Here is a 26,746-nt window from a genome sequence, read left to right on the forward strand (position 1 = left end):
GTTCGTTGAAAATGGACATATTAATGATTCTATCAACCAAAGATAGAACTTAATTAATCGATAAATCAATAAATGAAAATCGAAAGTTTTTCTTCCGACCATCACTAGGCTAAAGCCCAATTCTATTGATATTTTTATAGGTATAAATTTTTAAGACATCTCCCTTAATGTAATTATTGATGAAACATTGTATTATCCAACAATTCTACTGCAAGCTAAAAATATAGTACAATGAAAATAAATAAATCGATAAATCCGCCTATTGCTCTTTATATTACCTCAATAATCAATTCCTTATCATACCCGTTATCTTTTTCATCTATATATCCATGGGGATTGCAGATAACTTCCGTTTGTCCTACTTTATACCTGCAAGGAGTATGAATATGTCCATGAATCCAGTATAATGGATTATGTTCCGTTATAAAAAATTCAAGATCAGAAACATAAGCAGAGGTCAATGGATCTTCCTTATAGTATTCGGGTACAGACTGAATGCTTGGTGCATGATGGGTGACTACAATATTTTTAAGTCCTTTTGAATTTTCAAGACTTTCCTGTAACCATAGTTTTGAGAACTGGTGTATTTTAAAAGTATCTACGGTTCTCAATTTTGAATAGGAAGGATTTCGTCTTATCATTTTGTAATCATTCATTTTAGACTGGCATAGCATTCCGTACTCCATAGCATTCCCGAAAATGGAGAAATCAGTCCATAATGTTGCTCCATGAAAACGGATTCCGTCAATATCCACAAAAGAATTTTCGAGTACAAAAACATTTGAGTCCTGAGCCGCTTCTTTAATTTTGTAAAGCGTTTTGGGATATGCCCCTTTATAATATTCATGGTTGCCAAGAACATAAATTACCGGTTTATCCGGGATCTTAGACTTTATCCATTCTACTCCTTTGGTTCCCAAGTTTACATCTCCAGCCAATACTATAACATCCGAATTGTCAAAACACAGTTCAGTACTTCCAAATTCCTGATGAAGATCGCTAATGATTTGTATTCTCATACTGCAAAAATAAAAAGAACAAATAGAATTACAGGATCAGTCTCAAAAGTTATGGACTAAGCAAATTGGATTAAACTAAAACTTCTTGTTTGGATGACATTAAATATGTGATTTTTATATTTTGACCTGAAAATAGGATGGAAATAACCTTTTATTCACGCAAAGGAAAAATAATTCGGATGCTCTATTTTAAGAAAGCAAAGAAAGGCGACTTTGTCGCTGAATAAGCGATATAAAAAAGTTAGCTTCATCAAAATCGATTTCTAATCGATTCATTATTGGCTCACTTAAAAATCAAGCGTAATAAAAATAGAACTTTGCGTCAAAGAAAGGTGTATTGAGGTAAATTTATATTACACCCAACTTTTGCACCTGATCCGAATTACACCAAGAGATGTTAGTTTCAATAAAAAAGAACCGGCACAAGTACCGATTCCCTTTCTCATATAGTTTGTGTAATTTTAAGGCCACTTATGATGAAACTGCCATCTCAGCACGTTTCACTTTTAAGCTTCTTATTATAAAATAGGATAACATTCCCAGTGCTAAAACAGCATAACCAATCAGGATAATCAGATTCAGACTTCCCACAGCAAATTCTGATGGAAAAACCTGACTCATTAAAGTCATGAAAGATAAACCTATCCCAGCTCCCAAGAAGTAACTTGTAGAACTCAAACTTGATGCCACACCGTAATTGGAAGGTTCAACATCCTGAATTCCCATGACGGATAAAGCGGTAAAACAAAAGGTCATCCCAATTCCTGAAATACATGCAGCTCCCAATAACACTACTGTTAACGGATGTCCTGTATAGACAGCTCCCAATAATAACATTCCTCCCGTCAGCATAAATAACCATCCAAAAATTCCCATTTGAGAAGAATTTAATCGTTTGGAAACCTGTGGTAAAATAAATTTGGCAGTTAAAGCTGAGACAATACTGAACGGAACCAGCATTAATCCTGCTGAGGCAGCAGTATATCCCATATCTTTCTGAAGCATTAATGAAATAAGAAATAAAAAGCCGATAAAAAATGCTCCAAGAGTAAAGAAAGCGGCATTAGAAACCACAAGGGATTTATATTTAAACAGTTGCAAATCAATTAACGGCTCAGCTACAGACCTCAATCGGTAGAAGACCCATACTAAAAGTACCACGGCAAGTACTAAAGATCCTATCACCAGGAAAGGCTGCTCTTTAATATGAATCAGCTCATGTGTTCCATAGGTTAAGCTTAAAAGACCTAATACCATCAGGATCCCTGAAACAGCATCTGTTTTCTGCACGGTTTCGCTTTTCTCATCTTTTGGCAAATAGTAGTAAGACAGGATCAGTGTAACTAAAAGAATCGGGACATTAATCAGGAATACCCAATGCCAGCTTAGATAAGTACTGATGATGCCTCCTACAGAAAGGCCACTTCCGGAACCAATAGCCGCAAAAGAACTGAAAATTCCAATAGCATGGTTTCGCTCCTGCTCGCCTCTGAAAGTATTGGTCACAATAGATAATGCTGACGGCATTACAAAGGCGGCCCCCAATCCCTGCAAAGCACGGAATATTGCCAGCACTTCAAATTTTTCCGATAATCCGGCTCCTAATGATGTTAACATGAAGATAAAAGCTCCCAGTAAAAACATTTTCTTTCTTCCAAGCTGATCAGAAAGTTTTCCTCCAATGATCAGGAAACCTCCAAAAAACAATACATATAGGGTCTGCAGCCACTGAACGGTTTCTGCACCAATATGGAACTGTTCCTGGATAGAAGGAATCGTTAAATTAATAATGGTAATATCCAAAGCCTCTACAAATGTTCCCACCGATGCTAAAATTAATATTACATTCTTCCTTGTATCCATATATTCAAATTTCCTGCAAAATTAAAATTAACAGAACATATGTGAAAATTTTACAGTAAATTTGGAACAATAATACAATTACATACACCATAAAAGAACAATTAAACTGTATTAAAGACATATTATTATAAAAACAGAACAAATGGCAACAGAAAATTACAATCCGGATGAAAAAGACCTGTCTATTCTCCGCCTTCTCCAAAAGGATGCTAAAATGAGTGTCCGGGATATTTCAGCAAGGATCAACCTGAGCCCCACTCCAACCCATGAGCGTATTAAGCGTATGGAAAAGCTAGGGATCATTAAAGAATATACGGCTATAGTAGACCGTAAAAAAGTGAATAAAGGAATGATGGTTATCTGTATGATTGCCTTGAATGTTCACAATAAAAAAACAGCAGGAAAATTCATTGAGGAAGTAGGAAAACTGAAGGAAGTTGTGGAATTCTACAACATCAGTGGTGATTTTGACTTTATGCTGAAGATTCTGGCTCCTAATATGGATGAATTTCATGAGTTTTTTGTGAACAAACTATCAGAAATTGAAGGAATTGGCCAGACAAAAAGTATTTTCGTGATGAGCAGTATTAAAGAAAGCGCTCAAATTCTTTAATTTTTTCAGCTTATCATCAGCTTATTTTTTTCTTCGGGACATCTATTATTTTTGCTCTCACGGAAGATTATAAAGATACATCAGAGATCTGTTAAAAATTAAACACTTTTCTTTTTTAAGATTTTAATCTGTAATTTTTCCTGTATCATGCAGAATCAGATTTCAGTTTAAAAATTTTAATTCCACAACAGCATCCCAATAAAAACATCTTATTTTTTGTTCAAAAAAATACAATTTCCTAAAAGCTTACTTCATAATAAAAAACATAAATTTTACATTTTCTACTGTTTTTTTATTGAAAAATCATCCACTCATAATCTAATAATTTATGCAGCCAACAAAAAAAAATCATTTCTTATTTCTTTTACTTGATTTTCACTTCAAAAACAATTAAAAATTAATCAACTGATTATCAGCAAATAAACAAACTACACACATACATAGTGTAGCTGTGTCGTATGCTATTTTTTGGAAATATTCTCTGTAATTAGATATGTTTGCAATGTGAAAAATATAAACTTCAAAAAAAATTAAAATTAACAATCATTAAATTATTTTGAAAAAGTAGAAAGTGAATTGCAAGCCTCCCCTTTTAGTTACTTAAATCTAGTAAAAAGTAAAAACACAACACAAATGACAAAAAACACAAATGACAAAACTAAAGGGGGAGCGTTTTTAAAAAATTAAACAAATAATATCAGACAGAAACACAAACGAAAAAAAGGAGCCTATTAACACAATACTTTATGATGAAAATAATATCTTAAAACACAATTAACCGAGAAGTATTTTTTCAGAACGAATACTTCTTAAGATATTACAACTTATATTATTTGTTTATTAAAGATTGCACATGCAAATGTGTAATCTTTTTTTTATATACTAAAGAAGATGGTTATCCAGATCTTCCTTCATATTGAACTTGTTTGCCCTTTTTATTCTAACCACAAATCGAAGATTCGGCATAGTCAAAAGTCACAAAGTTTCTTGAACACTTAAGTTCAATAATGTTGTGAAAATAAGCCCACTGAAACTCACATAAGTTAAAAAAATCAAAGATTTTTTGCTTGAATGTACTTTTTATTTCAATCATTTTAAGCTTAAGATAAACTAAAGTGTTCATAGCATTTTACTCAGCTTGTAACTCAATTTTTAATTAGTTTAAACAGGCTTATCATAAAAACAGCTGTATAGATTTATACAGCTGTTTTTAATATATTTTAATTGATCTATTGTATTAAGGATAATTACTTCCAATAATTCCAAACTGATCCATCAAATATTGCCAATGTTTTACTGGCCGTATCGTAACAAATCATACCGGGATATGGATTCTTAACGTTGCTATGAGGTATGGCTACCTTTGGAAGTATCATTGCCTTATCCGGAGCCTCCAGTACCAGAACTCCATCTGCAGAGCTGGAAGAATCCCCTATAACTACACCTTTCCCTGATTCTGTTGAATTATTTACAGCTACGGCATTTGAATTTCCTGCATCTGACAAATCTTTCCATACATCATTTTCGTATACTTTTACTTTTTTATCATTCATATCAAAGATAAAAGTTCCATTAACCAGTGTTCCTGTGGGAAGTCCGGAGGTAGCCGGAAGAATTAATCCTTTTGTATTGTTGGAAACATTATTAAAATCCAATACTGTACTGTTTCCTTCTACAGACTGCTTATCAATAGCTACCTGAGCAAAAAAGGAATTAAAAATAATAAGCGCAACTGCAGTACTGATATTTTTTATATTTTTCATCTGTTTATTATAAATTAGATTAATCATTACAGCTTTTCTCTACACATTTCCATTCGGTGCCGTTATAAAGCTTCACACATTTATCCTGTATATCATATAAAAGCATGCCTTCTTTTGGATCTGCAACAGCATCACCAGGCTGTGGTGTCTGGCTCACATGCTGTACTCTTGTAATGACAAAACCTTTATTTTTAGATTCCAGAGCGATGAAACCGTTAGGTATATTTTCCGGCCACGCAGCATTTTTCTGCTGTACAGTAATTCCAAACTTAGTAAAACCATCAGGAGTTCCTGAAGCACCGGGCTTTGTACAAACATCATCAATTTCGTTAATGATAACAGGTGCATTACCACAACTTGTTTTATCATTTGATAATCCATCAGGCCATAAAGACGGGCATGTAGCCTGTGTCGCGTTGGGCCCGCAGAAACTTGAACCACCGGCACCAAGATCACTAACGGATCCCATAGCAATGGCTACTATCTGGCTATCATTACTGATAACAGATCCGGGACCTCCTCCACTTACATCAGCTTTTGCAATACAGTAGGCTTTTCCATTGGGAGCTCCTATATATTTAACGGAAGGATAAGTTGTTGACTGCTGGGTAAATGTTCCGCATATCTCCACAACACTCCCTGCATCCATTTCTATAGTAGAGCTGGTTCCCGGAAATGCACCCATAAAAGTAGGGTCTCCCTGAGAAACAGATCCTGTAAGTGACAGAAATGATTTCTTTCCTAGTTTAATTTTCGAATTTTTCTGGGTTCCGAATGTTCCAATCGTAATGGATCCTGTAGATTTTACACTTGCCCCATCCAGGATATCCAATTCTCCATTAACCTGAATATCAACAGACTGCAACTGCCCGGATTGTATGATAAGTGTTGCTCCATTCGGAATCGCGATACTACTGCTCACTGTAAGGTTTCCATTCAAACAATAGGTATTGCCACTAAGTATTGCCTGTCCTGTGTAGGGTATACACTGAGCATTGACCATGCTGCAGAAGGCAAAAATTAGTAAAAAAGATATTTTTATACTAATTGTGGTGAAATTTAAATTATTCATACGACTTTAAACTATTTTAACAGTTTTTATATATTTTAATAATAAATATATAATTTTTTAATACATTGAGGGCCTAATAAACAATTAGCATACCAAACTAAAATCTACCATTAGAATATTTATTATATTTCTGTGATGAAATTTATAATTCCGCAAAGAAATAATTCAACAAAAAGAGATTAAAAAACCATATAAATTATTAAAAAACAACAAATTAAAAACAATAATCACTTACACACATTCATTAAACATTTCTTTATTATTTAAATTTCCAATAACAATATCATAAATAATAAATGACATTTCTCATAATATCTTCCCTCTTTACTTACAGCTACAGAATGTCTTTCAAACCCAAGAAGATAATAGATAATGTGTATCATAGAATCTGTTAAAAATCTGCAGTAAAAAGCTTAAATTTGCAGCATGAATAACGATACCATTTGTGCACTGGCGACAGCCAATGGAATAGGTGCTTTAGGCATTATCAGAGTTTCGGGAAATGAAGCATTACCAATAGTTCAGAAAAGTTTTCCGGGTAAAAAACTGGAAAAGCAGAAATCTCATACCATTCATTATGGATATTTTATGGATGGTGAGGAATCTATTGATGAAGTGATGCTCTCTATTTTTCTGGCACCAAAAAGTTTCACTACAGAAAATTCTGTAGAAATTGCCTTTCACGGTTCCCCACATATTGGAAAACGTATTCTTGAAACCCTGATTAAAAATGGAGCAAGAATGGCTAAGGCAGGAGAATTTACCCTTCGTGCCTTTATTAATGGAAGGATTGACCTATCTCAGGCAGAAGCGATTGCAGATGTTATTGCTTCAGAAAACGAAGCTTCCAGAAAGGTTGCCATTAGCCAGCTGAAAGGGGGAATTACCAACGAAATATCATTCTTAAGAACTGATCTTCTGAATTTTGTTTCTCTTATTGAACTGGAACTTGACTTTGCTGAAGAAGATGTGGAATTTGCTGACAGAACCGCATTAAGTGGACTGCTGGATAAAATCGAACTGAAACTTACTTCTCTTATCGAAAGCTTCCAGTATGGAAATGCCATCAAAAACGGAACTGCTGTTGCCATTATCGGAAAACCCAATGCCGGAAAATCTACCCTTCTTAATGCTCTATTAAAAGAAGAAAGAGCCATTGTAAGCAATATTGCAGGAACAACCAGAGATACCATTGAGGAAGTACTCCACATCAAGGGACACGCCTTCAGATTAATTGATACCGCCGGACTTCGTGAAACCGTAGATGAAATAGAAGCGATAGGGGTAAAAAAAGCCAAAGAAAAAGTTGAAAACGCCAATATCCTGGTGTATCTGGCAGATGCTGCTACTGAAGATTATTCAGAGGATATTGAAATGATCACCTCATTATTGAGAGATGATCTTAAGCTTATTATCTGTGCTACAAAAATTGATGAAGTAATTCCTACAAAATATGAAGCTATAGAAGATATCTTCAGAAATGCGTTTACCCATGAATTTGATTTCATAAAAATTTCCGCTGTTGAAAATCAAAATATTCAGGATCTTAAAAATGAATTATCCTCTTATGTTGAGCATTTAAAAACTGAAGAAAGCAATGTGGTTATTACCAACCAGCGTCACTTTGAGGCTTTACACAAATCACTGGATGCTGTACATCAGGTAAAAGAGGCCATTTCTGTTCAGATTTCTACAGAACTTTTAGCGTATGAGCTGAGAAATGCCCTGGAACATCTTGGGACGATATCAGGTGAAGTCACAAACGACGAAATACTGGGAAATATTTTCTCGAAGTTTTGTATCGGAAAATAGACAATCTCTGTAAACCCTTATGAATACTGCGTTTAATCAATATTTTATAAAAACGTTGAGTGACATTTAATGACATTTTATACCATTAATTGACATTATTTTTGTTACTAATCGTGATACTGCGTTGTAAAATCGTACTGATTTTTTGAATTTTATGACACTCGGAGAAATTATCAGTGATAAATACTGCTAAATAATGGCAAATACTGCCAAATACTGAGTGAAATTATCTAACATATAAAAATCGGAAAGTACCAAATGAGCAGTAACATCAGGATTAATCGTATTTGTAGCTATTGTAACCAAACATTCGTAGCCAAAACATTCACTACAAAATATTGTTCTCACACCTGTAATCAAAGGGATTATAAGAGAAAAGTCAAAGAGGAAAAACTTCTAAAATCCAAAGAAGAATTTATTATTGATTCAAAGGTTAGTAAACTCAAAAAGACTACTGCTACCTTTGATATAGAACTGTTAAAAGCAAAATCTTATCTTAGTATATCAGAGGTTTGTGTTCTCTTAAATATGTGTGATTCTACTGTAAGGAAACTTATTAAAGAGGACAAAATTAAAACGCTACGTCTTGGTAAAAAACATATCATTCCAAAATCTCAATTGGAAGAATTCATTTAATTCTTTGTAGAATACCGTTTATTTTAAGTTACAGCATTTTTAAATCGGAGATTGAGTATTTTATAATCTTCAAAAATTAAAATGCTGTACTTTCTTTGTTTGGAGTCGGCAAGCATTTTAGGGTTCTATCTTATTATTCAAAGGAGCTATTTTCTCAATTAAATGGTGCTTAAACAAATTTTCTATAAAGACAATTTGAATTACATTTGAATAATTTAATCTAACATTGATTTTCCGAAGTTACATCGTTTTTTTATTCTCAAACGATAAATACTTCTAAAACATAATTTTACGGTTTAGAACATTCTGTTTTTTATTTCAAAGGAAATCTTACTATTAATGTAAATTAGTATAAGTCTCTACTGCTGTTATTAGCTTTGGTAATAAGAGTAGTAGGGACTTATGGTAATTCGTTTTTGATTTTAACTCCAAAGAATAAGTAGTCATTTTTAGTAGTAGAGGATATTTATAGTAGTCATTTTACAGAGGATATTTATAGTAGTCATTTTACAGAGGATATTTTCTAAAATAAGAGGACATTGTAGTAGTCAGTAGTACTACTATCCAAAATTATAGTAGTAAGAAATTCATTACTATTGTGGTAGTATTCAAAGGATATTCATAAAATATTGATTAACAATAGATTTTCAAAGGAAAAAGAACTTTCAATTAATTCAAAAAAATAAAGCACGACAACTCTGTTGGCGTTTACTATTTTATTAAATAGCCTTTTTAAATTTATATTTAATTAATATTATTATATATAAGCCGAAAATAAGTATTATTGTAACGAAAAAAAAGTGTTATTGAAAATGAAATTAAGTGTTATTGAAAGCGCAAAAAAGTGATATTGAAACTGAAAATAAGTGATTTTATCCTTTTGAACCTCCAAATGAACTATAGTAGTTCCAATTACAGTAGTCAAAATTAGAAAAAAGAAGTAAGAAAAAGAAGATATTTTTTAACGAAAAAACTGAAAAATTGAAAAAACTTAATATAAAAGTTCCTCCTGCAATCTTAGCAAACAGAGAATTATCCATTACAGAAAAGCTGATTCTCGCTTTGGATTATTCCTTTAGTCTTAAAAGCGGATTTAATATTTTAACTCACATTGACGTAGCGGAGCTTCTGCAATTACACAAAAATACCGTACAAAAGTCCAGAAAACGACTTATTGAAAAAGGATATCTGGTAAAAGATACCGAGGACAAAAGAAAATTTGTTTTAACCGATAAATTAAAAGATGTGGAAATTCCTTTGGTAAACGGGAAAAAAGATAATAGAACGATTATAATTCTCTTTGACATCTACAACCACCCTGATTTACAGGAGGGTTCTAAACTCCTTTGGGGAGAATACAACTCGATGAGTAAAACAGAAAAAGGATATTTCCAAAAAAGAGAAACTACCGCTAAGAGATTTAATGTATCTATTGACAGTATCACCAATTGGACTAAAGAATTAGAACAATATGACTTCTTGGATGAATACACTGTTAAAAGTGGTTACCATACAAAACAAAAAATAGTAAGGACAAAAGACCTCAAAAAAGATAAAGAGGACTTTGAAGATGATTTTTAATAGTTACACCAATTATAATAGCTTCTTTAGTATCAAATATCCAGATTTAATTAAAAATTGAAATTTGATTCGACTACATTGGTTAAATTAAAAGATTAAATCATAATCTGATTTAAAAATTTAGAATTAGAAAATTCATCAGCTTATTCAAAAGCCTCAACCCAAAAGAAATTAGGTTTTCCTTTGAATAAGAAAATAAAATATTTGTAAAATTTTAGTTGAAAATAAATCCAGAAGTATCAGGAAGAAACAGGGCGTAAAAAGTGGTGAGTTTCTCTAACCAAAAGTAACTTCTACAAAATAAAACTAAAGAAAAGGTGTAATACAGGAGGTTTGTGTTGCCTGTATCATTGATTAGGCTGAATGTTGTATCATAATTAGTAACAAAAAAAGAGAAAATTATGAAAATCTATCTGATGAAACGCAACGGGCAATTATCAAAAAAGAATGCCGAAAAAGGAAAACCGAAAATGAATAGTTTGTTTTTGATGTATCATGATGCTGACAGAAAAACCAGACACTATGAATTCCTACAATTGTATCTTTATGATAAACCGAAAACCGAAACTGAAAAACTTCATAACAAAGAAACATCAAGTTTAGCCGAAGCGATAAAAGCAAAAAGGATTTTGGATATGCAGAGCCGTAAACATGGATTTGTGAGCAGTACTAAAGGGAAAATAGGATTTCTGCAATACTTTAAAACTTTAACAGACAAACGTTTCGAGGTAAACGGAACTTACGGAAACTGGAACAGTGCCTACAAACACCTCCAAAAATTCTGTAAGAATAAGGATATATCAATAGAAAACGTAGATGATTTGTTCTTGGAATCCTTTAAAGATTATCTTTTGAATCAGAAAGTTTCAAGCCAAAACGGAAACAAACTCGCACAAAATACCGCATTATCTTACTTCAATAAAGTGAAAACTGCTTTAAAAGAGGCGTACCAATCGAAGATGATTAAAGAAAATCCAGTAGTCGGAGTAAAAGGAATCAAAGAAAAAGAAACGAATAGACAATATCTTACATTAGAAGAATTGCAGAAACTCGCTAAAACAGAATGTTATTATCCAATAATGAAAGATGCCTTTTTATTCAGTGCGTTAACAGGACTCAGATTCTCGGATATCAAAAACTTAACGTGGAAAAATCTTTCTTACGATGCTGAAAACGGTTGGATGCTGAAATACACTCAAAAGAAAACAAAAGGAGTAGAACACCTTCCCATAGCAGAACAGGCAATAAAGATATTAGAGGTTACTCCTGAAACACTCCGAACCAAGAATCCTAAAGACAGCATCTTTGAAAACCTGAATTACAGCGCTTATCAAAACAAAAAACTCCACAAATGGGTAGAAGAAGCAGGAATCGATAAACATATTACATTCCACAGTGCAAGACACAGCTTTGCTACCCTGCAACTCACGATGGGTACAGATATTTATACCGTAAGTAAATTATTAGGGCATCGCCACTTCAAAACAACCGAGATTTACGCAAAAGTTATCGATAAAAAGAAAATAAATGCGGTAAGTAAAATGCCTGAATTATATTTGTAGAAAATACAGATAAATGGATTTTTTTCAAGAGCAGGAATATTTAAGAGTAAAGCAGAAGTTTGATACCGGTAAAATTTGGGAAAAATTAGTCACAGACTATAATAATTTTACAATTGAACAAATACAGCAGTTTTACGAAGAATTTGAACAACTTAAAGACTACGGAGATAAGCTAAAGTTTTGGAAAGAAAACCGCTTATCTCCTATGAAGTTGCAATATAAATTCAAACTAACCATTGAAAATCATCCAAAACAAGAAAATGTTGTTCTTTCTCTTCTTCCTATTGGAAACGAAGAGAAAAAACAGTACTTAAAATGGCTTATAGAACAATGCTACGAAAATTATATTTCCGATATTACATATGACATTGAATATAATTTTGAAACAGTCTCTCTTGAAGAGCTAAAACAAAGATTCCAAAAATTAAAAGGAGACCTCATAAAAAATATCGAACGTGAAATTTCCGATACCAAACAGAGAATTAAAAGTAAGCGTGTAGATGAAGATGTTTACTCCTATTTGATTTATAGAAAAAGAGAGCCAAATATTTTGTCTGATTTAAAGATTGACGGCAAAGATGTAATTATAAGTTTACAGTATTTTGCAATACAGGTGGCATTTGTATATGATTTTTTAGAATACATATTATTCCTTGAAAATTGTAGAATCAATAATCGAGTTCCTGCACTCAATATGAAACTTATTCCTTTTGTAGATAAATCTTTTAAAGTCAAAGAAAATATAGATTTAAAGGATTTATACGATTTCCTTGTTGCCAATAAATATATTGAAGATACAGGCTATGATAAATTCGAAAAAGTTTTCAGTGAAGTCCTTATTAAGGAAGAAATAAAAAAGGAGGACAAAATCAATTGGATTTCATGCACACGTAAAAATCCTAATTGGCAGGGATTATTTGTACCGATCTATTTCTGCTGTGGAGAAGAAATTTTTAAGAACAACGCAAATGCTGATATTGAGAAAAAGTTGGGTAAATGCTTCACTGCACCTGATCATGGTTTTACCCGTACGGATAGTTTTTCCAGAGCTGGGAGTAATCTGATAGAAAAAAAGTTTTCTATAAAACTCGAAAATGTAAAAAATTTGTACAATTACTTTAATTAATAGATAGCACAACTCTACCAATACATCATTCAATACTTTTAATTTGATGCGAATTTAATGCGGTAACATTCCGCATTATACTCGCATTGAAAAATGGTCTATTTGCATATAATTAATCAATAAATAATTATCAAAATGCAAAAACAACCAACAAATCTAAGCACTCTTGACAAACAAGAATTGCTTACTCTTCTTCAGACGAAAAATGTCCTTACCACAGAAGAAGCTGCCTTGTACCTTAATGTAAGCGTACCGACACTCCGAGAACTTCGCCGAAACAAGAAAATTGCTTCTTATCAACCAAGTAGAAAAGTCTTCTACAAGCGAGAGGACTTAGATGACTGGCTTCTTAATAGTAAGCAGTCGGATGAATCTGCAATCGAAAACCGTGTTTCAGGATATTTTTTAAAATCAAAATTTTAGTTAAAATGAATAAACAACAATTTACATTGAAACAAATCAAAGAGACTTTTTTGTATAAGGTTCAAAATATGTCTCTTGAAGAGATTGATGATGATGGAGCAGATGAATTTTTAGCTCAGCGTTATTACAGTGAATTTGAGAATCATTGGGAGGAATTAAGTGATAATCGACCAGAGATTAGTTATGATCAACAAAAACAGATTTTGAATGATGCGGATGAAATTTGCAAAAGTATGTGTAAAAGCCTACATCATGAACTTGAAGCCTGCATTTATGATGATTATATTTTAATCGCGACTTATCTGATTGCTGGAGAGCATGACAAACATATTGCAGGAATGTGTTTGTCTTATATGGAAGAAGAAATTCCGATGCTAAGTATAATCCCCACAGATAAAAGACTTCAAGATATATTTAAAGAATTTCAATTATCTGTAAGAATTTCAAGATTAAGAGACAGCGCAAAACGCAAAGGTAATTTATAAAATAATTTATTAGTAATGGAAGCAGAAACTAAATTAAAAGAGCTTAAGGAAGCATTTTTATACATAATCCAAAATATGGATTCCGATATTCTTGAATATGTTAATGCAGAAATAATTTTGGATGAGCGTGATTTCCGAACGTTTGAGCCAATTTGGACTGAGTTACACATAAATAAGCCTTATAATGAACTTTATTCAGAACAGATTAAAACTGATTTGAAGGAAATTTCTCAAAAGATGCCACAAGGTTTACACAATGAACTTGCTCTTGCAATAACTGAAGATTACGAACTCATGGCAAACTATCTTATAGCAGGAAAGAATGATTGGCGAATTGCGTCTATGTTTTTAAGTTACAGCCGGAAAAATATTCCAAGCGCTTTTATTAAATCAACAGCTCTTGTTAGATATAGTTTTATGGTACTTAAAGATGAAATTAGGATAGCAAAGTTGAGGGCCAAATATGGTATCAAAAGTAAGCAAGACCTTGAGTGATTCATAAATAATCACAATACTAAAAACTTAACCGTTGTAATATTACATCGGTTTTTTAGGCTTAATGAAAAAAGTTTACTTTCAGTATCTTTTTATTAAAGAGGAAGAACTCAAAGAAACGTGGGCTTATTTGCGGATCCAAAACTTAAGAACAAATAAACTTAGAAAGAAATACGACCTAACCTCCTGTTAAATATAGTTTGCAAACATTTGATTATTTAACATAGGCGAAGTCCATGATTAATTTTGAACTATACAACAGAAGTCTGTTATAATTCTGGAGATTGAAAAAATAAAAAAGCTTAAATTAAGATTGCAGAAAATCTTTTGTAGTAAATGTTTTAGGAGGAGTTCTACAAACTCAAAATATTAATAAATACAGAATCTTAACTAAATATTTTCGAATAAAGAGCAGCTGAAAACATAGCTGTCAAAGCAAAATACAATATAAAAATGTTGTATAAAATAGTCAAAAGCTGTAGTTTTACTGGTAGTAAAACAGTAAAAAAGATTATAAGAATAAAAAATAAATAGAATTTAATTTAAAATAACAATACACCGCATTTAGCGAAACTGATTTCTTGTCTCTGAAAAGTCGAAAATTCAAAGTGGTACAAGAAGAGTTTAGCAAAATGCTCAGGTCTATGGCTTGAGCGTTGCTTTACTTTGTACCACAGGGCTTCGACTCCCTCAGAGACAGGTAGAGACTAACGTTTCAAGCCTGTTTTTTTTGTTTTTTAAGCATTATTACGGGTTTCCATAAGGAATGTTATATAAAAGTTCATAAAATTGAAAACCTATAAATAAAATGAAAACAAAATTATTTTTTTTAGGGATGATTATTTTCTCAAACATCCTATTAATACAAGCGCAAACCCTTACTAAAGATGTTAGAAATGACTTTTGCAGAAATGCTAAAGTTAATTTTTATTATGGTTCGAACTCTTTTAGAGGATGGATGGTAATATCTGCACAGAGGTTGGGATATCAAACACCTTTGGAAATAGAAAAAGCCGTACAGAATGTTTGCACTGATATAAAACTTCAGGAAGAATTCTTTACCAGTGTTGATAGATTAGGAGGAGACAGGAGTTTTAAAGAGCAACAATATATTGCAATAGGGATGAAACCTCATAATGCAAAGCTAATCAACGATTATATGATGTTGAAGAATCATTTGCAAGGACAAAAGAGTCTACCTAAAAATCCTGTATTTGAAGATGATTTAGTGAATGAATCTAATGTTATAAATAAGAAACAGTTACTACAATCTATATATCCTAAATCAATACTTCTTAATGATAGTATAGTTTTAAGAAAAGAAATATTTGATGTAATAGGAGGTAGAGATAAGGAAATTGAATTTAAAACGACCATTGCAAAAGAGTACTCTTATACTGATGAAAAAAAAGACGAAGACAGGATTAAAATAATTTTGTATTCTACTAACGAAAAAGGAATAGTATTCTTTGATATTCTAATTATGTCTGATTTAGGAGAAAAAGGTTATCAAAGTATTGAAAATATGAGTTTTCTACACAGAAGACTATATCTTGACAAATCTAAGAGAAACATTAATGGATTTAAAACCGTAAAAGAAAACGGAAAAACACTTTTTGTTATAAACTATACAGATGAAAACAATAAAAGAAAATCCGACTTCTATACAATTGATTTGAAACTCATAAAAACTTTGATAAAAAATGAAGATGTACAGACAGATTTAAATTCATCGAAAAATAGTGAAACAACGCAGTTTCCAATATTTACTTATAATAAATTAATAGATAACTATGAAGACGGTGAAAGTATGTCTTCGGGAATAGTGAAAGAATACTACTTTTTGCATGGTGTTATAAAAAAAATAATAAATAATAACGGAATTAATGATTACAAAATTCACATAATCAAAACTATTAAAGAATTTGACGATTTACACAGTGATCTGGCTTCTTTTGTAAATAAAGATATTATAGTTAATTTAGAACCAGATGATTTGTATAATAAAAGTGGAAAGATAAAAGATGGGTGGAATGGAAGATATGATTTAAGTTTGGATGATTATAAAAAACTAAAAGTTTTATTGATGGAAGGAAGAAAAATTAAATTTTCTTATGTTGAAGGAGGAACGGGTTCGCTTGGAACTGCTACTGCTGGATTATTCTTTTTTAATTATATCGAAAAGATAGATTAGAAATTATATTGATTCTAAGTATAGAACATATTCTAAAATTAGTTTTTAAAAGAAATATGAGTTTGTAATCGTGAACGAAAAAATAACATTGTAGAATCTATTGATTTTATGATAACTGTTGAAAAGTCTTCTTTTGAAAAGAGGACTTTTTTAGTTAAATTTGTAAGAACGCCATAATGAAATATGAATAAAAATTTATTTTCTAATTTTTTCAGAAAGAAAGTTGATGTTGAAGAAACTATAATAAGTTCGCTTGCACCAAAAATTTTAACAAAATCTGAAGATATTGATAAGATACAACCGTATTTAGATCAATTAAAGGATACTTTAAATGCAAAGGGAATTAATAATATAGCTTTAACGGGTGGATACGGTTCTGGAAAAAGTACTATATTAAAGACATTTCAGTATTGGAATGAGAAAAAATATAATTTTTTGAATATATCTTTAGCAGCATTTAACCAAACTAAAACAAAAGAAAATTTTAAAGAACTTTTTGATTTAAAAATTAAAAATGGGAAGTCGGAAAAAGAGGCTGAAAAAGAAATAGTAAATGAATTTAAAGAAACTATTATAAATAATGAAGAGCTAGAAAGGCAACTTGAAATTAGTATCTTACAACAAATTGTTTATAAAGTAAAACCATCTAACCTGCCAGAATCTCGATTTAAAAGAATCGTAAACATTCCTAATTGGCAGTTGTGGGGACTTATACCATTGAGTTTTATTATTTGGGTTGTTTGTATAATTCTTTTGTTTAAATATAATTTTTTAGATTATGTAGATCCGAAGACGTGGACATTTAGACTTAAGGATTTTGAATTGAGCCCAAACTTAATCTTCTTATTAGCATTTTTAGGAGTTGGTTATTTTTCGAAATTAGTTGTCGAATTGTTTACAAACTCTACAATTAATAAAGTAAATCTAAAAGGAGAAATTGAGATTGGAGAAAAATCTAATAAATCGATATTAAATGAACATTATGATGAGATTCTATATTACTTTGAGAAAAATCCTTTTAATGTTGTTGTAATAGAAGATTTAGACAGATTTGATAATACAAACATATTTACCAAATTAAGAGAACTTAATATTTTATTGAATAATGCTGACACACTAAAAAATAAAAAGCAATACGAAAATTTTGGAATTAAGTTTTTATATGCTGTTGGAGATGATTTATTTGGTGATAAAAAAGAAAGAGTAAAATTCTTTGAATATATAATTCCGGTTATTCCATTTATTAATTCCACAAATGCAGAAGAACAACTTAAAACTTTATTAAAGGAGTCCGATTTAGAACAAGTTTTTACTAAAGAATTTTTATCTGATATTACTACTTTCATTGATGATATAGACATGAGACTGTTAGTTAATATATTTCATGAATTCGTTATTTATAGGAAGGTTTTAAACCCCGATATTATAAAAGGAAGTGAAGCAGAGTTATTCGCAATGATAACTTATAAAAATATCGACCCCGAAGATTTCAATAAACTAAATAGTAAAAAGGGTAAGTTGTATAATTTGATTAATAATAAGAAATCATACATTAATAATTTGCTCAAAGAAAAAACGGATTTAATAACTGAAAAAAATGAGGAAATTCGAAACATATATGATGAAAATTTATCTGATATAAAAGAACTACGACAAATTTACATAAACCAGATTTTAACTAAAATTCCTTCTTCTGCGATTTATTTTTCCGAAATTAATATTACTGATTTAAAGGAAAAAGAAAAATTTGAAGAATTAATTGAAGAAGGTAAAATTAGTTATAGATATCAGCACCCACATTATAGCAATTCTCAAAGTAACGTTTTTAGTTTTGATTTTGAAGAAATTGAAAATGAGATTAATCCAGACTTTAATTTTGAGGAAAGAAAATATTTTATAGAAAGTAAACATAATGATAGAATTGAAGCACTTAAAAAAGAAATTGAAAAATTAAAGAGAGAAAAAAACGAAATAGAAAATTGGGATTTAAAACAGATATTTAAGGAAGTAGATATTAATCAATATTTAAGTGAGTTTTCCAATAATGGTTTACTACGAAATTTAGTTTTGGAGGGACACATTAATGAAAATTACAATGAGTATATTTCTTTGTTCCACGAAGTTTCTCTTACGATAGATGATAAAAAGTTCGAAAAGAGCGTAAAGGCTTCTTTTAATGAAAGTTTTGAATACAAACTTACACACACAGAAACAATTGCAGACAAATTAGAATTAAAGTGGTTTAGTAGAGACTCTATTTTGAATTTTGATTTATTGGATTTCTTAGGAGAAAAATATGATAACTACTCAAAAAAATATGATGCTATAATTGATTTATTATCTAATGAGAAACAGAGATCTATTGAATTTGTTGATGGATATATCGACCGTAAAGAAGGGTTAAATAGATTTATTGAAAAGATTACCATTGCATGGAGTGGATTTTGGGAATATGTATTTAATAAAAGTACTTACGATGCTAACAAAAAATATTACATCTTTGAAGCGATAATTTTGAATTTGAGTTTGGAAAAACTAATTGAAATCCAAAGTAGTAGATTAATAAAGAAAACAATTGAAGAAAGTATACAATATTTATATAATTATGATAAAAACAACAGTCCCATTTGGTTTGAATCCCAAATTGAAAGATTGTTACCGCTTATAAATATTAAAATTTTGAGATTAGAAAAACCAAATGAAAACAAAAAGTATTTATTTGAATTAATTTATAACAAAGGACATTATAAAATTACGACTGAAAATATTTTATTACTATTAAATGAGTTTTGTGATAAAGTTGATGACTTACCATTTGAAACATCTAATTATAATGCTATGATAATTTCAAATTGTGAACCTTTACTAAAGTATATTAATGACGAAATTAATACCTATGTAGAAAATGTATATTTGAAATTAGAAAATAATGCGAATGAAGATGAAGAGAGTTTAAAAATGCTTTTAAATAATGAGGATTTAGATATTAAGTTAAAATTCAAAATTATTGAAAAACTAAATACGAAAATATTGGATTTGAGTTCGATTAAAGACAAAGAAGTCAAAGAAAAACTTTTAATTAACAATAAAGTTGTTCCTAAATGGAATAATGTTATAGACTATTATAAAGAAAGTGAAGATAAAATTGATAACAGTTTAGTAAGTTATCTTAATATAGAAGAAATTGGGAATGAACTATCTAAACAAAAATTATCGAAAGAAGATGAGTCATTCGAAAAGAGCTTAATGTTATGTAATGAAATTTCGGATGAAAATTATGATAAATTTTTGAATAGTTGTTATTTCGGTTGGAATAAATTAGATTTCAAAGAATTAGGAACTAATAAAGTTGTATCTCTAACAAATAAGAAATTAACCACCACTAAATCAAATTATGATCTATTAAGAGAGCTATTTAAAAACAATCATATAAAACTTTTAGAAAGGAACTTTAATGCTGTTTTAGAGAAGCTTGAAGATTTTGAATGTGATGAAAATGATATGGTGTTAATATTGAGATCTGATAAGATTTCTCTTAATAATAAAATATTGTATGTATCAAAATTAGAAGAGCAAATTATTATTGATAGTAAAAAAATATCTGAATTGGTTGGAAGACTAATTTTGCAAAAAGGAGCAAAGATTTCGCTTGAATCAAATACATTAACTTCAATTATTAAGAGTACTGATTCCATTGAGGATAGTGTTAAGTTAACTAATTTATATTTAGATTCGTTGAATAATCCTGATTTAATTGAAGTAGTAAAGAGTATTGGATATATCTACAGAGAATTATTTGTAAAGCAACATAAACCAACATTCAAAAAAACTGATTATAATTATAAGCTATTAAATACATTAAAATCAAAAGAATTAATTAATAGTTTTGGTATAGATAAAAAAGATATAAATCAATATAGAGCAGTCGCAAATTATTAGTATGTGTGAGTTGAGAACTATTAAAGAGAAACCTGTATATATTTGTGAAAAACATCATCATGTTTTGAAGTTTTGGCATTCTCAAAGAAGAGAAAACTTATATCTTTTAACTTTTGATCATCATACCGATTTACATAGAGCATACCAAGGAGAGCTGAAGAAATTAAAGTACAAAATAAAAACTCAGGATGATTGGGATTTTGAGCAAAAAAAATTATTGGAAACATTAGTAAAAGGTGATTTCAATGACATTGATTTGTTGCATCACGATGAACATATTGATGCTGCTGTGCTTTTAGAAATTTTTAAAAAAATATTAGTTTATAGTTACGATTCCTATTGTAAAAAACCTAACAGAGTTTATTGTATTAGTGATAAAGAATATGAAAATCAAAAAGTAATAAATAACTATAACTATCCTGATAGTAATGCTGTAATTGAATCGGAAATACTTATTAATAACTTTAAAAAATTTGAACTATGTAACTTAGCAATAGATGTATGGATTGATAATTTTATATTAGATATTGATTTGGATTATTTCAAAACTAAAAAATCTATTAGTCCTGAAAATGTTGATTTTTTTAAATATTTAATTAAAAGATGTAAAGCAATCACTATTGCAACAGAACCTACCTTTGTAGATTATTTGAAGGAAGAGGAAGATTTGAATTCAGAATATCTTCTTGAAAAGTTAATAAATTTAATAGAAACCGTTTAGTATCTTTACAGATATAAGAAACTTTAAAATAACAATTTTTATTGTTATTAATTAAAAATAAATTAATAATAAACTAATACATGGCAAATAAACTTGAATGGAAAAAACTCCTAAGTAACAAAAGATTGAAATCTACTAATGATACGAATAGCAAACCAGATAATGGCACACAGAAGTATGGTATTAGAAATGATTTTGAAAGTGATTACGGTAGAGTTATATATAGTCCTGCGATAAGAAGGATGCATGATAAGACTCAAGTTTTTCCTTTATCTGATGATGATAATATTCATACGAGATTAACTCATTCTCAGGAAGTTATGTCTATTGGTTATACATTTGCTATAAAATTAATTAATGAAATTTATAATAACGAAAATGAAAATATTGTAGAAGAAGAATTTAATTTTTTAAAAAATGAAAATGAATGTTTGAGAGCAACACTATTGCGAACGGTACCAATGATACTACAAAGTGTATGCCTATTTCATGATATTGGTAATACTCCTTTTGGTCATTTTGGTGAAGATACAATCTCAAACTATTTTAAAGAATTGCTGGAAAATAATAAACAATTACCAGAATTGAAAAGGCTTAAAATAGAAGAGTCTCAAGAACTTGATTTTACGCAATATGATGGAAATGCTCAGGGATTACGAGTTTTGACAAAATTACAGATTCTTGATAATGTATATGGTTTAAATCTTACGTCTGCAGTATTAGGAACATATATAAAATATCCTAATACTGAAACTAGAGATAAAAGTGGAGATAAAATTGGTAATAAAAAACATGGTGTTTTTTACTCAGAACATAAGTATTTTCAGCAAATCATGGATAATTGTGGTCTAAAGGATGGTGAAACGTATTTTAGACATCCATTGTGCTATTTAATGGAGGCTGCAGATACTATAGCTTATAGAACTATGGATGTTGAAGATGGTTTTAATAAAGGATTATATAAATTTGATCATATACTCCAAGTAGTAAAAAAAGATAATGATGATGATGAATTTTTAAAAAAAGTAAATGAAATTGAATATGAGAGCTCTAGCGAAAAAACTAAAATGGTACGGCTCAGAATATTTTTAATAGATTATTTAGTAACTAAAGCTTTTGATATTTTTAAAGACAATTATAATAGTATTATGAATGGTCAATATCAGAAGGAATTATTAGATGATGATATTTTAAATATAGAAGATAAGTTAGGAAATATTTGTAAAAATAAAATCTACGACTCAGATGAAGTTAATTCTTTAGAAGTAACAGGATACTCCGTTATAAAAGGCTTACTTGACTTTTATATTGCAGCTATAATAAATAAAAAGAATGGTTTAGAAAGAAAAGCATATAACTTAATTTCTAAATCAATTATTAATACCGCAATTCTTGAAAAGGTAACAAGTGTTGAACCAAGCATAAATGACAAAATTGATATATCAAAATTCGATTTTGAAGGGTTTCAAGGTTTAGATGATTACTACAAGCTTAGAATAATTGTAGATTATATATCAGGAATGACTGACAAATACGCATTAATGCATTATCAAAAAATAAGTGGACAAAGAATTTGAAATAGATAAAAAATTTAGAATTTACTTAGATAGTATTTTAGATCATCATATAAAAACTTTGATTCGTGATCTAATGAATCATTTTGTAGTTTACGTATTTAGTGGTGTTATAAGAAACTATTTTTTAGAAGAATATGAGAAACCTAATGATTTAGATTTGGTTTTAAAGAAGCCTAATGATATTAAATTCTTAGAAGAAATTTTAAACACATATGGTAACTTTAAGAAAAATAATTTTGGAGGATACAAAATATTTGTAGACAATTTACCAATTGATGTTTGGTTTATCGAAGACACTTGGGCTATTGCTAACAATCATATCGCAATTAATAAAAATATAGAAAATGCACTATTGCATTCGACTTTTTTTAATTTTTCTTCTATTATATATGATTTGAGTAATGATAAATTTATAAAAGACAAACTATTTCTTGATTTTTTAGCAAATCGAGAAATGGATATAGTATTAGAAAATAATCCAAACATAGTATTATGTTTATTAAAAATTAGGCATTATTCAGAAAAATATGAGATTAATTTATCTACTTCAGTAATTAAATATTATATAAGAAATTTCAGTTTATATCCTAAGGAAGAATATGATAAATCACAAAAAAAACATTTTGGAAAAATAATTTATGAATATAAACAATTATTAAAATTCTATGATACTTTGAAATTTTTAGTTGAATATTAACTATAATCACCTATATACAACACATAATTTTACTAATCATGATACTACTTTTCTGTAAACCTGCATAAACAGGAAGTAGTCTACTTTCTGTATCGGGAAATAAATTAGCTTTTCTTTGATTTCTTTTTCTGTCTTTTAGTTGACTATCAAGCAATGACTTATAAACATATATAGGCTTTACGGCAGGATTTCTAAAACATACAGACATTATATACAATATATTCAAAACCATTATGCAATATAAGCTGTTTCAGAGTAATTATAAATTTGTTTAACTTTTTTCAACAATCAGGTCAAAATCCGTATTCAACTGGTTAAACTTTGAATTGATTATTTAATTAAATATTTAAAAACAATCTAATTATAAAACAGTATTTCTTAAATTTTGCAGTGTAATTAGGTGGTTAATTTGACTATGTGTTCCACATATCTTGTAATAATTCCTTATATTTGTAATACAATAATATTATTTATTGCTAATTAATTATAATAAATACTACTATTATGTTATTTATTTCTTTGTCTAAAGTTCAAAAAAAACTGATTGATAATATCCGAGAAAGACGATTGCAAATGAATCTAACACAGGAAGGATTGGCTGAAAGATCAGGCGTTCCTTTACCAACTCTGAGGAAATTTGAGCAGAAAGGCTTGATCTCATTGGATTCATTTTTAAAATTGCTTTCAGTTGTTGGTGGTTTAGAAGAAATGGTTGATATTTTAAAACCGAAGGAACAGAGTTTTAAATCTATTGATGATGTACTAAAATCAGTGGAAAAGCCCATTAAAAAAAGAGGAAGCAGAAAATGAAAACATCCATCAAAGAAATAAAAGTAGGATTGAATTTTGGTTCTGGAATTCAACCCGTTGGTCGTTTGGCAATTCGTGATGGTATCATCTATTTTCAATACGATGAAGAATTCCTGCAAACCAATATAGAAATTTCACCTATAAAACTTCCTTTGCAACGAGACGTGATAGAGCTTTCAAGAGATCCATTTGAAGGTTTGGCTGGTGTTTTCAATGATAGCTTGCCCGACGGTTGGGGAAGATTGCTCTTTGATCGTATGCTTCGCTCGGAAGGAATTTCTTCATCTGACATTTCACCACTTGACCGTTTAGCGTACGTTGGATTGCACGGTATGGGCGCATTGATTTATGAGCCGGATCAGAGTCCAGATAGTAGTAATAAGATGATTGATTTGGACGTTTTGGCTACTCAAACAGAAAACGTTTTGCAAGGTGATTCAGAAGAAGTGATCGCAGAACTTTTGGCTTTGAACGGATCCTCTGCTGGAGCACGGCCAAAAGCATTGATTGGCGTTGATGCAGAGAGAAAAAATATATCATACGGAGCGAATTTGTTAAGCGATAATTTTGAACCTTGGATGGTAAAATTTCCAAACTCATTAGATGGAAAAGATGCTGGATCAATAGAATACGTTTACGCTTTAATGGCTGTAGATGCAGGAATTAAAATGCCTGAAGTTCATTTGTTTCCTTCACAGAAAGGGAATGGCTATTTTGCCGTAAAGCGTTTTGATAGAGAAGCAAATCAGCGTCTCCATATGCATACGGTGAGTGGACTCGTTCACAGCAATTTTAGGTTTCCATCTCTTGATTATGAAGATTTACTATCATTGACAGCTGTTTTAACCAAAGATATTAGAGAGGTAGAAAAAATGTTTCGGTTGGCAGTTTTCAATGTTATGGCACACAATAGAGACGACCATGCTAAGAATTTTTCGTTTTTGATGAATGAATTTGGTGAATGGAAATTATCACCCGCTTACGACCTTACTTTCTCATCTGGACCAGGTGGCGAACAAAGCACTATGGTAATGGGAGAAGGACGAAATATTACCGTCAAACATCTGAATAAATTAGGAAGGGAAGCCAAACTATCAAAAGAATTCATAGAGAATGTTATTGAGCAAACAAGTTCTGCACTTTGTAAATGGTCAAATCTATCAAAAGATTCTGGAGTTAGTAAATCCAACAGAGAATTAATAAGTAGATTGATTAAAACATTTTAATAGAAAATTTGAGCTTTTCTTGTTAAAATTGTAAATTGTTTTCGTCTTAAAAATAGATAAAAATTGAGGTATACAGGCGAAATGTATCAATTATTACTGATGCTTTCGGGAATTGTCAATTATTTAATTTACAGCAATTTATAAGATTGCAGGTGTACAAAAGTAGTACAAATGCTATTTTTATTTTAACTATGAAATCGATAAAACCCTTTATTCATAGGCGTTTTCAAAGACGAAATTCTTGCGAAAATGTAGAAAAAAAGATGTTGCAGCATCTTAATCCTGTACCACTTTTGTACACCTCGATCTGCATAAACCACCATTAATACAGAGTTCTTTAGATACTGTATCTAAGCAGCAGCCTATTGTATTATCCTATTATTGAGGAGCACTATACTTTTAATGGGTTTTATCAGAGTTTGTATCAAGAACAAATTTAAGGTTTGCAAAATCCGTATTGGCTTCAACTAAGGTGCAAATTCCGCTGCTGTATGTGTAAGTAGTAGTGTTTCCGTTCGGCAGATTGATCCTGTATTTTTTGGAATTAATCTTCTGAATAGGAATCATTTTTTGGAATTTCTCCGAAAAAACAGATTTTATATTTTGAGGCTCATTAAAATATAAACTTGCAGTAGAGCTGAAAATGGACTGTTTTAGAGAGCCATTAGCTCCATCTTTATCCGAAAGATTGTAAAAACTTCCGTTCCAGGTAGCCGTGTTGTTCACTTTTAGTTTTCCGTTCATTGTTCGGTAAAGTTTGGCCTGCTGTAGAATATTCTGTTTAAAAGTGACATCCATTTTGTCGTAAATTTCAATACTGTAAATTATTTTTACTTTAGCTCGGGATTCAAAAAGGTATTCGGTGATATCGTCTTTTAAAGAACGTTCCACACGGATATTGCCAATGGTTCTATCGTCTTTTATAATAGAATAATTCAAATATTCTTTGGCAATTGATGTTGTAATGTTTGCTTGAAGATTATTGTGCAACAATATCGAAAAAATCAGAAATGCTTTCATTTTTTTATTTTTTTAAATAATAATGGCTTATTTTTATAAGGCTTTCTATTGATGTATATGGGTCCGAAACGAATTTTGATGAGTGAAAAATTTTAATACAAAGTATTTCATA

At 30.2% G+C, this 26,746-nt stretch carries 21 protein-coding genes; 16 read left to right on the top strand and 5 right to left on the bottom strand.

Features of this window, described 5'->3' with window-relative positions; all coding sequences use genetic code 11:
• Positions 1-269 precede the first annotated feature (269 nt).
• Together MP477_RS11785 and MP477_RS11790 are read right to left on the bottom strand one after the other, a co-directional pair.
• Entirely contained in the window at positions 270-1,019 is a 750-nt protein-coding gene (locus MP477_RS11785) for a metallophosphoesterase (RefSeq protein ID WP_257190588.1), read from the bottom strand.
• Positions 1,020-1,490: 471 nt separating this feature from the next.
• Positions 1,491-2,882, bottom strand: coding sequence for an MFS transporter (locus MP477_RS11790; protein ID WP_257190589.1), 1,392 nt, complete (start codon positions 2,880-2,882; stop codon positions 1,491-1,493).
• Positions 2,883-3,024: 142 nt separating this feature from the next.
• Between MP477_RS11790 and MP477_RS11795 the strand changes: the two genes are divergently transcribed.
• Complete coding sequence (locus MP477_RS11795) at positions 3,025-3,495, top strand: Lrp/AsnC family transcriptional regulator (RefSeq protein WP_257190590.1); 471 nt, start codon at positions 3,025-3,027, stop codon at positions 3,493-3,495.
• A 1,247-nt stretch (positions 3,496-4,742) separates the two neighbouring features.
• Here MP477_RS11795 and MP477_RS11800 read toward each other — a convergent pair.
• Positions 4,743-5,258, bottom strand: coding sequence for a hypothetical protein (locus MP477_RS11800; RefSeq protein WP_257190591.1), 516 nt, complete (start codon positions 5,256-5,258; stop codon positions 4,743-4,745).
• A gap of 19 nt (positions 5,259-5,277) precedes the next feature.
• A complete protein-coding gene (locus tag MP477_RS11805; RefSeq protein WP_257190592.1) occupies positions 5,278-6,330 on the bottom strand; it encodes a hypothetical protein in 1,053 nt (350 codons plus the stop codon).
• Positions 6,331-6,756: 426 nt separating this feature from the next.
• On the opposite strand from MP477_RS11805, the gene mnmE reads away from it, so the two are divergent.
• The 15 genes from mnmE to MP477_RS11880 all read left to right on the top strand — a co-directional run bounded on the left by mnmE (position 6,757) and on the right by MP477_RS11880 (position 25,614).
• Positions 6,757-8,142, top strand: a complete 1,386-nt coding sequence (gene mnmE, locus MP477_RS11810; RefSeq protein WP_230041115.1) for a tRNA uridine-5-carboxymethylaminomethyl(34) synthesis GTPase MnmE — start codon at positions 6,757-6,759, stop codon at positions 8,140-8,142.
• A gap of 258 nt (positions 8,143-8,400) precedes the next feature.
• Entirely contained in the window at positions 8,401-8,778 is a 378-nt protein-coding gene (locus tag MP477_RS11815) for a helix-turn-helix domain-containing protein (protein WP_257190593.1), read from the top strand.
• A gap of 981 nt (positions 8,779-9,759) precedes the next feature.
• On the top strand, positions 9,760-10,359 hold the full coding sequence (locus MP477_RS11820; RefSeq protein WP_257190594.1) for a helix-turn-helix domain-containing protein: 600 nt from the start codon (positions 9,760-9,762) through the stop codon (positions 10,357-10,359).
• A 401-nt stretch (positions 10,360-10,760) separates the two neighbouring features.
• On the top strand, positions 10,761-11,921 hold the full coding sequence (locus MP477_RS11825) for a site-specific integrase (RefSeq protein ID WP_257190595.1): 1,161 nt from the start codon (positions 10,761-10,763) through the stop codon (positions 11,919-11,921).
• Between the two features lie 13 nt (positions 11,922-11,934).
• Positions 11,935-13,047 carry a hypothetical protein gene (locus MP477_RS11830; protein WP_257190596.1) on the top strand — a complete coding sequence of 371 codons (1,113 nt, stop codon included), beginning with the start codon at positions 11,935-11,937 and terminating at the stop codon, positions 13,045-13,047.
• Between the two features lie 135 nt (positions 13,048-13,182).
• A complete protein-coding gene (locus MP477_RS11835; RefSeq protein WP_257190597.1) occupies positions 13,183-13,470 on the top strand; it encodes a helix-turn-helix domain-containing protein in 288 nt (95 codons plus the stop codon).
• A gap of 5 nt (positions 13,471-13,475) precedes the next feature.
• Positions 13,476-13,955, top strand: coding sequence for a hypothetical protein (locus MP477_RS11840; RefSeq protein ID WP_257190598.1), 480 nt, complete (start codon positions 13,476-13,478; stop codon positions 13,953-13,955).
• A gap of 15 nt (positions 13,956-13,970) precedes the next feature.
• Complete coding sequence (locus MP477_RS11845; RefSeq protein ID WP_257190599.1) at positions 13,971-14,450, top strand: hypothetical protein; 480 nt, start codon at positions 13,971-13,973, stop codon at positions 14,448-14,450.
• Between the two features lie 808 nt (positions 14,451-15,258).
• On the top strand, positions 15,259-16,644 hold the full coding sequence (locus MP477_RS11850) for a hypothetical protein (protein WP_257190600.1): 1,386 nt from the start codon (positions 15,259-15,261) through the stop codon (positions 16,642-16,644).
• 183 nt (positions 16,645-16,827) lie between these two features.
• Complete coding sequence (locus MP477_RS11855; RefSeq protein WP_257190601.1) at positions 16,828-20,583, top strand: hypothetical protein; 3,756 nt, start codon at positions 16,828-16,830, stop codon at positions 20,581-20,583.
• Position 20,584: 1 nt separating this feature from the next.
• Positions 20,585-21,304 carry a UPF0489 family protein gene (locus tag MP477_RS11860; protein WP_257190602.1) on the top strand — a complete coding sequence of 240 codons (720 nt, stop codon included), beginning with the start codon at positions 20,585-20,587 and terminating at the stop codon, positions 21,302-21,304.
• A gap of 80 nt (positions 21,305-21,384) precedes the next feature.
• Positions 21,385-22,881 (top strand): dGTP triphosphohydrolase, encoded by a 1,497-nt coding sequence (gene dgt / locus MP477_RS11865; RefSeq protein WP_257190603.1) that lies wholly within the window; start codon positions 21,385-21,387, stop codon positions 22,879-22,881.
• Positions 22,865-23,578, top strand: a complete 714-nt coding sequence (locus MP477_RS11870) for a hypothetical protein (RefSeq protein WP_257190604.1) — start codon at positions 22,865-22,867, stop codon at positions 23,576-23,578. Before dgt ends, MP477_RS11870 begins: the two co-directional genes overlap by 17 nt.
• Positions 23,579-24,082: 504 nt before the next feature.
• Positions 24,083-24,388 carry a helix-turn-helix domain-containing protein gene (locus MP477_RS11875; RefSeq protein ID WP_257190605.1) on the top strand — a complete coding sequence of 102 codons (306 nt, stop codon included), beginning with the start codon at positions 24,083-24,085 and terminating at the stop codon, positions 24,386-24,388.
• On the top strand, positions 24,385-25,614 hold the full coding sequence (locus MP477_RS11880) for a type II toxin-antitoxin system HipA family toxin (RefSeq protein WP_257190606.1): 1,230 nt from the start codon (positions 24,385-24,387) through the stop codon (positions 25,612-25,614). The genes MP477_RS11875 and MP477_RS11880 overlap by 4 nt, the downstream gene beginning before the upstream one ends.
• 399 nt (positions 25,615-26,013) lie before the next feature.
• Here the strand turns inward: MP477_RS11880 and MP477_RS11885 are convergent, their stop codons facing one another.
• The gene (locus MP477_RS11885) at positions 26,014-26,634 is read right to left on the bottom strand and encodes a DUF6134 family protein (protein WP_257190607.1); all 621 of its coding nucleotides are present in this window, start codon (positions 26,632-26,634) and stop codon (positions 26,014-26,016) included.
• Positions 26,635-26,746 lie beyond the last annotated feature (112 nt).

The sequence above is a fragment of the Chryseobacterium sp. WG23 genome, from assembly GCF_024586575.1.
Classification (GTDB): domain Bacteria; phylum Bacteroidota; class Bacteroidia; order Flavobacteriales; family Weeksellaceae; genus Chryseobacterium.

Excerpts from the sequence above, each read along its gene's own strand:
- MP477_RS11835 (WP_257190597.1), top strand. The coding sequence starts at position 13,183 with ATGCAAAAACAACCAACAAATCTAAGCACTCTTGACAAACAAGAATTG.
- MP477_RS11815 (WP_257190593.1), top strand. The coding sequence starts at position 8,401 with ATGAGCAGTAACATCAGGATTAATCGTATTTGTAGCTATTGTAACCAA.
- MP477_RS11825 (WP_257190595.1), top strand. The coding sequence starts at position 10,761 with ATGAAAATCTATCTGATGAAACGCAACGGGCAATTATCAAAAAAGAAT.
- MP477_RS11790 (WP_257190589.1), bottom strand. The coding sequence starts at position 2,882 with ATGGATACAAGGAAGAATGTAATATTAATTTTAGCATCGGTGGGAACA.
- MP477_RS11875 (WP_257190605.1), top strand. The coding sequence starts at position 24,083 with ATGTTATTTATTTCTTTGTCTAAAGTTCAAAAAAAACTGATTGATAAT.
- MP477_RS11885 (WP_257190607.1), bottom strand. The coding sequence starts at position 26,634 with ATGAAAGCATTTCTGATTTTTTCGATATTGTTGCACAATAATCTTCAA.
- mnmE (WP_230041115.1), top strand. The coding sequence starts at position 6,757 with ATGAATAACGATACCATTTGTGCACTGGCGACAGCCAATGGAATAGGT.
- MP477_RS11880 (WP_257190606.1), top strand. The coding sequence starts at position 24,385 with ATGAAAACATCCATCAAAGAAATAAAAGTAGGATTGAATTTTGGTTCT.
- MP477_RS11860 (WP_257190602.1), top strand. The coding sequence starts at position 20,585 with ATGTGTGAGTTGAGAACTATTAAAGAGAAACCTGTATATATTTGTGAA.
- MP477_RS11795 (WP_257190590.1), top strand. The coding sequence starts at position 3,025 with ATGGCAACAGAAAATTACAATCCGGATGAAAAAGACCTGTCTATTCTC.
- dgt (WP_257190603.1), top strand. The coding sequence starts at position 21,385 with ATGGCAAATAAACTTGAATGGAAAAAACTCCTAAGTAACAAAAGATTG.
- MP477_RS11855 (WP_257190601.1), top strand. The coding sequence starts at position 16,828 with ATGAATAAAAATTTATTTTCTAATTTTTTCAGAAAGAAAGTTGATGTT.
- MP477_RS11850 (WP_257190600.1), top strand. The coding sequence starts at position 15,259 with ATGAAAACAAAATTATTTTTTTTAGGGATGATTATTTTCTCAAACATC.
- MP477_RS11830 (WP_257190596.1), top strand. The coding sequence starts at position 11,935 with ATGGATTTTTTTCAAGAGCAGGAATATTTAAGAGTAAAGCAGAAGTTT.
- MP477_RS11785 (WP_257190588.1), bottom strand. The coding sequence starts at position 1,019 with ATGAGAATACAAATCATTAGCGATCTTCATCAGGAATTTGGAAGTACT.
- MP477_RS11805 (WP_257190592.1), bottom strand. The coding sequence starts at position 6,330 with ATGAATAATTTAAATTTCACCACAATTAGTATAAAAATATCTTTTTTA.
- MP477_RS11800 (WP_257190591.1), bottom strand. The coding sequence starts at position 5,258 with ATGAAAAATATAAAAAATATCAGTACTGCAGTTGCGCTTATTATTTTT.
- MP477_RS11840 (WP_257190598.1), top strand. The coding sequence starts at position 13,476 with ATGAATAAACAACAATTTACATTGAAACAAATCAAAGAGACTTTTTTG.
- MP477_RS11845 (WP_257190599.1), top strand. The coding sequence starts at position 13,971 with ATGGAAGCAGAAACTAAATTAAAAGAGCTTAAGGAAGCATTTTTATAC.